Annotated in this window: 11 protein-coding genes; 5 read left to right on the top strand and 6 right to left on the bottom strand. The window is 53.8% G+C overall.

Translation table 11 applies throughout. The features are described from left to right. The first annotated feature begins 71 nt into the window (after nt 1-71). From D7Z26_RS18400 to D7Z26_RS18380, 5 genes are all read left to right on the top strand, one after another. Nucleotides 72-1,865, top strand: a complete 1,794-nt coding sequence (locus D7Z26_RS18400) for a sensor histidine kinase (protein WP_120978496.1) — start codon at nt 72-74, stop codon at nt 1,863-1,865. Then, nucleotides 1,846-3,468, top strand: a complete 1,623-nt coding sequence (locus D7Z26_RS18395; RefSeq protein ID WP_158602368.1) for a response regulator — start codon at nt 1,846-1,848, stop codon at nt 3,466-3,468. Before D7Z26_RS18400 ends, D7Z26_RS18395 begins: the two co-directional genes overlap by 20 nt. Before the next feature lie 170 nt (nt 3,469-3,638). Further along, the gene (locus D7Z26_RS18390; RefSeq protein WP_120978494.1) at nt 3,639-4,625 is read left to right on the top strand and encodes an ABC transporter permease; all 987 of its coding nucleotides are present in this window, start codon (nt 3,639-3,641) and stop codon (nt 4,623-4,625) included. A 10-nt stretch (nt 4,626-4,635) separates the two neighbouring features. After that, nucleotides 4,636-5,574 carry a carbohydrate ABC transporter permease gene (locus tag D7Z26_RS18385; RefSeq protein WP_325050462.1) on the top strand — a complete coding sequence of 313 codons (939 nt, stop codon included), beginning with the start codon at nt 4,636-4,638 and terminating at the stop codon, nt 5,572-5,574. Nucleotides 5,575-5,670: 96 nt separating this feature from the next. Next, complete coding sequence (locus D7Z26_RS18380) at nt 5,671-7,248, top strand: ABC transporter substrate-binding protein (protein ID WP_120978493.1); 1,578 nt, start codon at nt 5,671-5,673, stop codon at nt 7,246-7,248. Nucleotides 7,249-7,345: 97 nt separating this feature from the next. Here D7Z26_RS18380 and D7Z26_RS18375 read toward each other — a convergent pair whose 3' ends face one another. From D7Z26_RS18375 to D7Z26_RS18350, 6 genes are all read right to left on the bottom strand, one after another. Further along, nucleotides 7,346-8,110, bottom strand: a complete 765-nt coding sequence (locus D7Z26_RS18375; protein ID WP_120978492.1) for an SIMPL domain-containing protein — start codon at nt 8,108-8,110, stop codon at nt 7,346-7,348. A gap of 117 nt (nt 8,111-8,227) precedes the next feature. Continuing rightward, entirely contained in the window at nt 8,228-8,497 is a 270-nt protein-coding gene (locus D7Z26_RS18370; RefSeq protein WP_027086334.1) for an HPr family phosphocarrier protein, read from the bottom strand. A 102-nt stretch (nt 8,498-8,599) separates the two neighbouring features. Then, nucleotides 8,600-9,535 carry a DNA-binding protein WhiA gene (gene whiA / locus D7Z26_RS18365; RefSeq protein ID WP_120978491.1) on the bottom strand — a complete coding sequence of 312 codons (936 nt, stop codon included), beginning with the start codon at nt 9,533-9,535 and terminating at the stop codon, nt 8,600-8,602. Between the two features lie 7 nt (nt 9,536-9,542). Continuing rightward, nucleotides 9,543-10,529, bottom strand: a complete 987-nt coding sequence (locus D7Z26_RS18360) for a gluconeogenesis factor YvcK family protein (RefSeq protein ID WP_120978490.1) — start codon at nt 10,527-10,529, stop codon at nt 9,543-9,545. Between the two features lie 9 nt (nt 10,530-10,538). Next, nucleotides 10,539-11,429, bottom strand: a complete 891-nt coding sequence (gene rapZ, locus D7Z26_RS18355; protein WP_120978489.1) for an RNase adapter RapZ — start codon at nt 11,427-11,429, stop codon at nt 10,539-10,541. An 82-nt stretch (nt 11,430-11,511) separates the two neighbouring features. Then, nucleotides 11,512-12,465, bottom strand: coding sequence for an ROK family glucokinase (locus D7Z26_RS18350; protein WP_120978488.1), 954 nt, complete (start codon nt 12,463-12,465; stop codon nt 11,512-11,514). Between the last annotated feature and the right edge of the window lie 29 nt (nt 12,466-12,494).

Genomic DNA, 12,494 nt, shown 5'->3' with positions numbered 1-12,494 from the left:
TTATCTTGCCAAAACCTGTAAATAAAATTTAATATAAAGGCAATTCCGTTCCGAAGGGAGCAACGGGCAACATGGACTGGACCCGAACGCTGAAGTTCCGTTTCGTCGTCGGATTTGCCATCATCGTCTCCCCTCTCATTCTCTTTCTATACTTCCACAATAGGTACGCCACGGAAATCGTCAAACAACAAGTGACCGGCACGAACAGTTATCGGCTTAACGAGCACGTGAACAGGATCGATCAGCTCATGGAAGAGACCGGCAATTACTTGTCGCTGTTCAACAACCGGGAGCCGGATCTAAGCAAACTCGAAAGATACGAATACGCTTCCGACGATTACGTGCTGACGAAGCTCCGCATATTCGAGCAATTGCAAACCGACATCGGATTTTTCAGTTCTTTGGATACCCTCTTCGTCTATAACGTTCGCGACGATGATCTTATCATCAACTCCCGGACGAACTACGAAGCGAAAACGACGCAACTCAAGCAAATCTTGGGAGAAGCATCGGCGAATCGTAAAACGTTTTCCTTGTCCGGCTGGCGGACGATTCAGCTCAATGGCTCGCCCTCCCTGCTTCGAGTCGTTGCGTTTAGCAATCTGACCGTCATCGGAGCAACGATAGATGCAAGGCTTATTTTGGAACCGCTTCACTTTTTTGAAATGGAAAAAGGCGGCGGCATCGGGGTCACCGACCTAAACGGCGCGCTCATCCTAGGCACGAATCTGACCCAATCGCAGCAACGGCTCATCCGTCTGCATACGGAGGATAACGAACCGGACGTCCAACAGGTTACGGACGATCGAACCCGATATACGCTGCTGTCGAGCAGCTCGCACTCCGCGGGAATTCGTTACGCCGTCCTCATCCCGGAGTCCGTAATATTTCAAAAGCTACCCTTCTTCCAGATCGCCCTCTATTTCGTCCCGATCGCCGGGGTGCTCGTGTTGCTACTCTACTTCTTGTTTTTCCAGACGGTGCTGATGAAACCGATGAAGCGGCTGATTCGGGCGATGAACCAAATCATTCGAGGCGATCTCAGCGCACGGCTCGGGCAAGCCAAAACAACGGAATTTACGTTCGTAAATCGGACGTTCAACCAAATGATCGATCAGATCAGCAGCCTGAAAATCGATGTCTACGAGGAAAAGCTGCGTACGAAAGAGGCCGAATTCAAGCATTTGCAAGCGCAAATCAAGCCGCACTTCTATCTCAACTCGCTGAACATCATCCATAGTTTGGCCGTTACGAAACAATTCGAGCTCATTCAACGAATGGCCCGGCATCTTGCGGAATATTTCCGGTTTAATATTTACACCGGACGCAGGGACGTCACGCTCGGGGAGGAACTTCGCCACATTCGCAACTACCTCGAGATCCAGATGCTGCGATTTCCGAACAAGCTGGAATACCGAATCGGAATCGACGCCTCTTTATCCGATGCTCTCGTGCTCCCCCTCTCCATTCAAACGTTCGTCGAGAACGCCATTATCCATGGCTTCGTGAACCGGAACAGACATTTCCTGCTTACTATCGACATTGTCGCGCAAGGGAATTCCGATTCTTCCTCGCCTCCGAACGAAGATCGAGTCAAGGAGTGGCTGACGGTATGCATCCAAGACAACGGCGAAGGATTTCCGGAGGAGGTGCTGGCCCGGTTGATGGCTCAAGATTTCCCGGACGAAGGGCCTCAAGCCGGTCATCTCGGCATTCGCAACGTGCTTCAACGGCTAAGCATCCGCTACGACGGAAAGGCCGGCGTCAAGTTCGCAAATGCAGCGCCCCAAGGCGCCGCTTTGATCATCACGATACCTCTCGAACGAAGGATAGAGGAGGATGAAAATGAGCACGAAGCCGTATAACGTCCTGATCGTGGACGATGAACAATATGCTTTGGACGGAATCCGCTACGGGATCGACTGGCCCGCTCTCGGCGTAGAGGGCGTATTCGAAGCTCTTGACGCCGCGGAAGCGAAAGACTGCTTGCGGCATCAACCGATCGACTTGATCCTATGCGACATAGAGATGCCGAAGACAAGCGGTCTGCAATTGTTGCAATGGGTGAAAACGAACGCTCCGGAAGCCGAAACCGTCTTCTTGACCGGTCATGCGGATTTCTCCTATGCCCGTACCGCTCTTCAGCTCGGATCTTTCGACTACTTGTTAAAGCCGGTCGATTTCGCGGATCTGACGAAAGTCGTTGTTAAGGTGCTCGCCAAGATCGCGGAACGGCGGGAGAGCGCGCGGTTCAACCAGGTGCACGGACATTATTACAAGCTATTCCAAACGCATAAGCCGCTATTGGAGGAGCGCTTCTGGCATGACCTGCTGTCGCGCCGGATTTCCCCTTCTCCCGAGACGATCGGGAAGCTGATCGCTTCTTACGAGCTTGGGTTTCATCCGACGTGCCAGGTGATTCCGGTTCTCCTGTCGGTCGAGCTCTGGCAGCAGGACATCGGCGCCAAGGACGAAGACATCATGGAGTACGCGCTGCGTAACGTAGCTTCCGAGCTCATTCTCGGGAATCGACCGGGAACGGTTCTGCAAGACCGGGACGGCAACAATTGGACGTTATTCTACGGGGAGTCCGCAAGCCTCCCCTCGCAGGAAGAGTTACTCGGGGTTTGCTCTCATTTCATCGCCATGTGCAATCAATATTTGAGATGCCACGTCAGCTGTTACGTCGGGTTAGACGCGGAATTTTCCGATCTGCTTAAAACCTGCGTCAACCTGCTGGAGGAAGAACGTTTGAATGTCTCGCGAACGAACTCGGTGTTGCCTTACGGTTCGTTAAAGGAGTTCGCCGGACAGCAGTTCGCCGTTCCATGGGTCGCCGAAATCGCAGTTCTATTCGATCTCGGGAGCCGTACCGGCGTCGAACAACGGCTTGACGATATTTTCGGAGCGCTGGACGCCGAGCCGTCCTTGTCGGTTGAGACGCTACTCGCCTTTTTCCACGCCCTCGTCCATACTCTATTCCAAGCCTTTCACAGGCGGGGACTGACGCTTCACGACGCGTTCGACAAGTACGATTTCGCGGACGGCGGGGCAGTCACCCGTTCATTGCCGCAATTCAAATCGTGGTGTTACCGCGTCGTCCGGATCGGCATGGACCGTCTGCTCGGACATGGCAAAGAAGCGTCTCCGGTCATGCAAGCCATTACCGATTATATCAACGACCGCCTTAACGAAGACGTTACCCGGGAACAAATCGCGGCCCATGTCCATTTTAATCCCGCCTATTTGTCCCGCTTGTTCAAGAAGGAGGCCGGGGTATCGCTCACCGACTACATTCTTTCCGCGCGGATCGACCGATCGAAGATGCTTCTGGAATCCACCCGGATGAAAATCAGCGACATCGCGGCGGCGGTCGGCTATGACAACATCCCGTATTTCAGCAGAAAATTCAAACGAATGACGGGCGTCACGCCCCAAGAGTATCGCAAACTCCAGTCCGCTCGCTAATTCTATCGTCAATTAAACCGCCTCTTGATGGGGCGGTTTTCCTGTTGCGGAGCCGATCGAAAGTCACCAGAGTGACAGAAAGCAAGTCACCCCCGTCGATAGAGGCCGTTATTCCTCCGAGTCTATAATGAAACCAATCCAGAACGATGCGGAAAGGAGGTTTGCCTAGCATGAAAGCGACTCATGCCGATGTCGCGCTCCCGGCTTCGGTCCCGTCCCGAACTTCGCCGCCCGCTCCAAGGCCATCTTTCTTAAGCTATATATGGCGGCACAAGGCGCTGTATCTTATGTTCATGCCCGGGGTGCTCTACTTGATCGTCAATAACTATATTCCGATGTTTGGCGTCGTCATCGCCTTCAAGAACGTCAACTACACGGACGGCATCTTCGGAAGTCCCTGGGTCGGGTTCTACAATTTCAAGTACTTATTCCTGACGAATCACGCTTGGGTCATTACTCGAAATACGCTTGCTTATAACTCGGTATTCATCCTGTTCAATCTCGCGGCCGGCGTTACGATCGCGATCCTGCTTAACGAAGTCCGCCACAAGCTTTTGTCCCGTTTCTACCAATCGGCCGTGTTCCTGCCGTACTTCTTGTCCATGGTCGTCGTCGGATATATCGTGCTCGGGTTCCTCGGAATGGACTCCGGCTTCGTCAACAAGTCGATTCTAGAGCCCCTTGGCCTCGAACGGATCGACTGGTACGCCGAGCCGTCCTACTGGATATTCATCCTGCCGATCGTTAACGCCTGGAAGTACGTCGGTTATACTTCCGTCATTTATTTAGCGGCTCTCGCGGGTTTCGATCCCGAGCTGTACGAAGCCGCCAAGCTGGACGGAGCTTCAAAATGGAAACAAATCGTCCATATCACGATCCCGCTGCTATTCCCGGTCATGATCATCACGACGCTGCTCGCCATCGGCCGGATCTTCTACGCGGACTTCGGCTTGTTCTACCAAGTACCGCTCAACGCCGGTCCGCTGCTTCCGACTACCGACGTCATCGACACGTACGTGTACCGAACGTTCCTGATCAACGGCAGTATCGGCATGTCGTCAGCCGCCGGACTCTACCAAGGACTCGTTGGCTTCGTTCTCGTGCTCGTCACGAATACGATCGTTCGCCGGATCAGCAAAGAAAACGCCCTATTCTAGAGCAAAAGAGGTGATCTCCATCGCACAATCGCAATCGCGCTCGAAGTCCCAACTCCATTACGACTCTTCTAAGCTAGGCCAGTCGCTCCTCCACGTTCTATTCCTGCTCTTAAGCGCGGCCTGTATCCTGCCTCTCGTTCTCGTAGTCGCCGTCTCCTTTTCCGACGAGACGACCGTGATCGCGAACGGATTCAAATTCTGGCCGGAAAAGTTCAGCCTTCGGGCATATGATCTGGTATTCCTGGATTACATGCAAATCATACGCTCGTACGGGGTCTCCCTCTTCGTGACCGTCGTAGGCACGATTATCAGCCTCATTCTAGTGTCGTTATTCGCTTATCCGTTGTCGAGAAGCGATCTTAAATATCGCGGCTTCTTCGCCTTCTTGATCTTCTTCACAATGCTTTTCAACGGAGGACTCGTCCCCTGGTACTTGGTGTACGTCAACTACTTGCACCTCATGGATTCGATCTGGGCACTGATCCTGCCGCTCCTGCTAACGCCGTTCTATGTCATCATCATGCGAACATTCTTCTCCACCACGATTCCAAGCGAACTGCTGGAATCGGCCAAGATCGACGGTTCGGGCGAATGGTACACCTTTATGCGTATCGTACTTCCGCTCTCGCTCCCCGTACTCGCTACCATCGGATTATTCAATACGCTGAACTATTGGAACGATTGGTTTCTCAGCTTGCTCTACATCGACGAAAGCAAGAACGTAAGCGTCCAGTATCTCATGTATCGGACTCTGAACAGCATTCAGTACATCCTATCCAACTCGGCGGTCGCCAATGGGATTTCGCAAGGTGGAGGCTCTCTCGATCTCCCCTCGAAAACGTTGCAGATGGCGATGGCCGTCGTCGGTATCGGTCCGATCATCTTCGCCTATCCGTTCTTCCAGAAGTTCTTCGTCAAAGGGCTGACTCTCGGCGCAGTCAAAGGCTAAGAAGAGCATGGCTCTCATCCCGTCTATCGGCTAGCCCCGGTGCGCACCGGTTCTCATAAGGTTAGTGCAAGGTTTCATCAAAAAGGAGGGCATGAAATGCTCACGAGAAAAAAGAACAAATGGCTGATCGTTTCGCTTGTTCTGACATTGGCCGCAAGCTTGGCCCTTGCCGGATGTTCGGGAAACAACAACAAAAGCAATGCCGAGAGCTCGCCGAGCACCGACGGCAACAACGCATCCCCGAGCGCCTCGGATTCCGCTCCCCCCGCGGAGCCGAAAGGCGATCCCGTCGAAATATCGCTCTACTATCCAGGCACGCCGCAGAAGGATGTCGGCTTGGTCGAGAAAGAAGCCAACAAATATTTGGAAGAAAAGCTGAACGCTCACTTGAAAATCGTCGCCATCGATTTCGGGGATTGGGACAATAAGCTCAACCTGAGCATCTCCGCCGGCAAAGAAATGGATATCGTTTTTACGGCGGCTTGGCAGAAATACGCAGTTAACGTAGGCAAAGGCGCTTTCATTCCCCTTAACGATCTCGTGGCCGAATACGGCAAGGACATTAACCTGGAGCCGGCATTCTGGGAAGGCTCGCAGATCAACGGCAAAAATTACGGCGTTCCGACGAACAAGGAGCTGGCCGCCACCCGCGGCGTCCTATTCCGCAAGGATTTGGTCGAGAAGTATAACATCGATATTAGCGGCGTCAAAACATGGGCGGACCTTGAACCGATCCTGAAGACGATCAAGGAGAAGGAGCCGGGTATTACCCCTTGGTACATCTCGAACCAAGGCAACGGCGGCAGCAACGGCATTCTCGACAACCTGGATTGGGATTATCTTGGCGATGCCTCCGTTCCGGGGGTCATCAAGAAAATCGGTACCGACACGAAAATATTGAACGCGGTAGAAACTCCCGAGTTTATGGATGCGGCCAAATTAGTCCGCAAGTTCTTTAAGATGGGCTTGATCAACAGCGACGCGGCGACGACCAACGTGAAGCCGAACGAGAAAGCGAAGACGGGCAAAGTGTTCCTATGGACGGACGGCCTGAAGCCGGGCAAAGCCGAAGAGGAAGCCATACAAGTCGGATTTCCGCTCGCGCAAATCGAGTTCACCAAGCCGACGATCACGACGGGCGACGCTTCGGGAGCCATGCTCGCGATTTCCAAGACATCCAAACATCCGGAACTCGCCATGCAGATCATCAACCTGCTCCATTCCGATAAATATTTCAACAACTTGATTAATTACGGCATCGAGGGCACTCATTACGTGAAAACGGACAAAGAGAACATTATCGACTTGCCGCCCGGAGCGGATCCGGCGAAAATCGGTTACAAGCCCGGCGCCCAATGGGAACTCGGCAACCAATATTTGAACTATCTGTACAAGACGGAAGATCCGGACAAGTGGAAAAAGTTCCAAGAGTTTAATGCCGCCGGCATTAAATCGCCCGGCCTCGGCTTTACGTTCGACAATACGAATGTACTCAACGAGATCGGGGCGGTAACGACGGTATCGACGCAATACTTCACGGCTCTTTCCTCCGGTTCCGTCGATCCGGAAGCGGTCATTCCGAAATACCTCGCCGCGCTTAAAGACGCGGGAGTCGATAAGATCATCAAAGAGAAGCAAGAGCAGTTCGACAAGTTCCTCGCAAGCAAGAAATAACGAAAAAAAGACATACTTGAACGCGAAACGGGGCCGATCTCCGAGGTTAAGTCCCTCGGAGACAGCCCCGTCGCGCGTGACTTTGCCGACTTTCCTATTACTTCATTGCGTATTGGACCGTTACGTTCGCCGAAATCTCGATTTGCCCGGACTGCACCGAGCTCGAAGCGAAGCTCGCGGCGGAATCCATCGCAACCTTAGCCATCTGGTTCATGACGACCGGAATGCTTTGCGCATCCCCCTGAACGATGTTCAACACGGCTCCGAGCTGCCGTTTTGCGGACACGGCGAGAACGCCGGCTTTGGCATCCGCGTTCGCCATCGCCTTTTTCAAAGCTTCAAGTTCGTACTGCTCGCTCTTCTCCGTGGAAAATTGCACCCCGTCCAGACGGTTCGCGCCGGACGCGGTCAACGCGTCGAACAGCTTGCCGATCCCATCCAACTTACGGTACGAGACTTGGATAGAATGAACGGCGACGTATCCCTTCAATACCTGCCCATCCTTCTCCGTATAATTGTATTCCGGCTGCACGTTAAATCCGGTTGTCTTCACGTCCTTCTTATCGATCGCGAACTTCTCGTACAACGTCTTCTCCACGCCCGCGAATTTGTCCGCGTTCGCTTGCTGCGCGTCCGCCGCCTTCGCTCCGCGCGTTTCGACCGCCAAGCTCAGATAGGCCACGTCCGGATCTACTTTGATCGAACCGCTAGCCCCGACCGTCACCGTATTCGCCGACGAGGCCGTCGTTTGCGCTGCTTCGGCTGCCACTACATTCCCCGCCCCTCTCCCATACCCTATCCATGCGACCGCCGTCACCGTTAAAGCAACCAGAGCCCCTTGCAACAATACGCGCTTATTCATGAACCAATCCCCTTTCGATTGTTCGATCTGACTTAATGACGCGCTGCATTACCTAAATGTTTCATCGTGCCCATAAAAAAGCAAAAAGTCCCCTAAGGGACTTCTGCGGTATTCGTATTATTGGTTCTCGAGCTCTTCTTTGCTTACAAGCTGGACTAAAGCGGTTACAGCTTGCTCTGCGTCGGAACCCTCCGCGCTGATCGCGACTTCCGTACCCGAGCTGATCGCCAAGCTCATAATACCCATGATGCTCTTCGCGTTTACTTTCTTGTCATCCTTCTCCACGAAGACATCCGAAGAGAATTTATTGGCTTCTTGCACGAATAGTGCCGCCGGTCTGGCGTGAAGTCCCGTTTTAAGCCGAACGACAACCGGCTGTCTCGTCATGGACCGGATACCCCCTATCTTTGTTTGTCCCGCTAGTCGGGACCCCCGTGCTACAGTTTCTTACCTATTATAACATTGATTTCAGCAAATGCGCCATACGGTTTATGCGCCGCCATTCCGGATTTTTTCCGCCAATTCATCCAACTTCCGGAGACGGTGGTTCACGCCCGATTTGCTTACTTGCCCCTTCAGCAAATCCCCGACTTCCTTCAGGTTAATGTCCGGATGTTGCAATCTGATCTCCGCGACTTCCCGCAGTTTATCCGGCAAATTGTGCAATCCGACCTCTTTCACCAGCAGCTTTATGTTGTCGATTTGCCTGACCGCGGCTCCGATCGTTTTGTTCAGGTTGGCCGTCTCGCAATTGACGATCCGGTTGACGGAGTTGCGCATATCCCGCATGATGCGAACGTCTTCGAATTTGAACAGCGCTTGATGCGCGCCGATAATGCTTAGGAACTCGATGATCTTCTCGCCCTCTTTGATGTAGAGGATGAAGCCTTTTTTGCGTTCGATGAATCTGGCGTTCAGATGAAACTTGTTCGCAAGCTCCACCAGCGCCTGGCAATGCTCTTCGTACATCGAAGAGATTTCCAGATGGTAGGAAGAACCTTCCGGATTGTTGACCGAACCCCCGGCCAGGAACGCCCCGCGCAAATAAGCTTTCTTACAGCACGGCTTGCGAACCAAATCTTTATCGATGGACGGATGGAACAAGAAACCTTCGGAGACGATCGACAGATCGTTCAGAATCGCTTCCGCGCCCGCCGGCACGCGCACGACGTACACGTTGTTTTTCTTCAGCCGCATTTTCTTGCGCACGAGCAGTTCGGTCACGACCGTGAAATGCCGCTTCAAGAGTGTATACATCCGGCGCGAGATTGCTGCGTTTTCCGTCGCGATGTCCAGTATGACCCGCTTATTGGACAGCGAGATCGTACCGTTCATCCGGATAAGCGCCGACAACTCCGCTTTTTCGCAACAACCGTCGGATTCTAGCAATGTCAGTTCTTTTTTCGTTAACGCCGCGAACGACATGCCCTATTCACTCCTTTCGCAACATCCAATCTTCGACCAGATGATAAATGTGATCGCTAAGCTTCGCCGCGTCATGGCGCAGATAGGTTCGGAAAAGCACGAGCGTATCCGCAATGACCTTGTAACCTTGTCGCGTGACTTCGTCCAAATCCAGATGGACGGCCGTAGAGCCTTGTTCGGCATATAAATCTTGTACCTGCGGCGGAATCTCCCCGTCGTTCACGATGACGTAATCGAACAACTGTTGTCCGATATGCTCTTGCACGGCCGTCAAATGGTCGCTGACCGAATAATTGTCCGTCTCCCCGGGCTGGGTCATTACGTTGCAGACGAACAGCTTGACCGCGTCGGACTGAACGATCGCTTCGGCCAGCTTCGGCACGATCAGATTCGGTATGATACTCGTATAGAGGCTCCCCGGTCCGATTAAGATCGCATCCGCGTCCTTAAGCGCTTGAACGGCCTCGGGCAGAGCTTCGACATCGGCCGGCTCCAAGAAGACCCTGCGAATGGCGAGCCCGGATTTCGGAATCGTCGATTCCCCTACGACGATCGAGCCGTCTTCCATCTCGGCCTTGAGCACGATCGCCTGATTTGCCGCCGGCAACACGCGACCCCGTACCGCGAAAATACGGCTAAGCTCCGATATTCCCGTAACGAAATCCCCGGTTATATCGGTCATCGCCGCCAGAATCAGATTGCCCAAACTGTGGCCCGCCAATCCGGTACCGTTATTGAAACGGTACTTCATTACCTCGGCCATCAGAGGCTCGATGTCCGCAAGCGCGGACAATACGTTGCGAATATCTCCCGGAGGCGGAATCTGCAGCTCCTCGCGCAGAATTCCGGAGCTCCCGCCATCGTCGGCGACCGTTACGATTGCCGTAATGTCCAACGGCTTCTGCTTAAGGCCGCGCAGCATGACGGACAACCCCGTCCCGCCGCCAATGACGACGATCCGCGGTTTACGGGAGAGCGTCGGTTGACCCTTCATTCCCTCACCTCAGCTCTGCCGATCGCGATCGGAATCCCGATGGCTCACTCGTACTAGTTCCGTATCGCCGGAACCCAGCCTGCGACCCAGATATTCCGCCAGAGCAACCGAACGGTGTTTTCCGCCGGTACAGCCGATCCCGATAACGACTTGGCTCTTGCCTTCTTTGTGGTAAAGGGGAATCAAATACTGAAGCATATCCAGAAGCTTCGTCAGGAACGTCTGGGTTTCGGGCCACTTCATTACGTAATCGTACACTTCGGGGTCCACGCCCGTCTTCGGGCGCAATTGATCGACATAGTGCGGATTCGGCAGGAACCGTACATCGAAGATCAGATCGGCGTCTATCGGAACTCCGTACTTAAATCCGAAAGAGGTGATATTGATGTTGATGTTGTTCCGGTCCATATCGGTAAAACGGCCGATGATCTTCTCCTTAAGCGCCGCCGGCTTCAGGCTGCTCGTATCGATCACCTGAGTCGCCCAGCCCTTCAAATCCTCCAGCAGCTTGCGCTCCAGATGGATTCCGTCCAACGGCAAGCCGTCCGGGGCAAGCGGATGCCTGCGCCGGCTTTCCTTGTACCGCTGCACGAGCACCGAATCCGTCGCGTCCAAGAATAGAATCTCGTAGTGAATCGTATAGTGCTCCCGAATATGGTTAAGCGATTCGGATAACGCCGTGAAAAATTCCCGTCCGCGCAAATCGATAACCAAAGCCACTTTGGCAATGCGCCCTTGCGACTGTTCGATCAGATCCGCGAACTTGGGAATAAGCACCGGCGGCAGATTATCGACGCAGAAAAAGCCCAAGTCTTCCAAACTCTGAACCGCGATCGTCTTGCCCGCGCCGGACATCCCCGTAATAATGACTAGCGTCGATTGCGACGATATCGTATCCATCCTATTCCCTCCCCCCGGTAAAGATGAACGTAACAACGCCCGACTCGCATCGTTAGCTAGCGGAGCCGGGCGCCTGCTTCAATTATGCTCGTAAGAACAATCCGGCCGCGCCGACGACTCCGGCATTGTTGCCCAGCTCGGCGGACACGATCTCGACGCCTGCTTGGGCGTTGTCCGGCGTCAGCTTATGGAACACTTCGCGAATTTGCGCGAAGAGGAAATCCCCTGCTTTGCTCACTCCGCCGCCGATGATGAAGCGTTGCGGGTTCACGACGACGGCGACGGCCGCCATCGATTTGCCCAGATAGAACGCCGCGCGACTGACGATGCGTTGAGCGACTTCGTCCCCGCCCTTAGCCGCATCGAACACGTCCTTCGCCGTTAGCTCGCCTTCGACGAAGCTCAGAGACGTCCGGTCGCCGCGAGCGACCGCATCCTTCGCCATGCGGATAATTCCGGTCGCGGACGAAACGGTCTCCAAGCAACCCATCTTGCCGCAGCCGCATTGAATCGCTTCAAGGTCGGCCACGATCGACATGTGGCCAAGTTCGCCTGCCATACCCGTTGATCCTTCGATCAGCCGATTGTGCAAAATAATGCCGCCGCCGACTCCCGTCCCTAGCGTATAGCATACGCAGTGTTGAACGTTTTTGCCCGCGCCGCCCCATGCTTCCCCGAGCGCGGCTACGTTGGCGTCGTTATTGATCTTGACCGGCTTACCGATCTTCTCTTCCATGATTTGCTTAACTGGCACGTTCTTGAAAGGAAGGTTCGGCGAGAAATCGATGATCCCCTCCGGTATATTCAAGAATCCGGCGATACCGATTCCGACTCCTTCTACGGCATCCCATTCCGGCGTTCCCGGAGGTACGAGTTCTTTGACATAGGCTGCAATATTGGTCAATACGGCATCCGCCCCGTCAACAGCCTGCGTTGGCCCTTCGTACGTACGGAGCAAATCCCCCGTTGCGTTGCACAAGCCGACTTTAATAGCGGTTCCACCCAAATCTACGCCTACGAACAACGATTCTGACATTTAGTCGACACCTCATAAAAAATAATGGT

Source organism: Cohnella endophytica (genome assembly GCF_003628305.1).
Taxonomy (GTDB): domain Bacteria; phylum Bacillota; class Bacilli; order Paenibacillales; family Paenibacillaceae; genus Cohnella; species Cohnella endophytica.
Note: the sequence above shows the minus strand (reverse complement) of the source record. Positions and strands in the feature narration are given on the sequence as shown.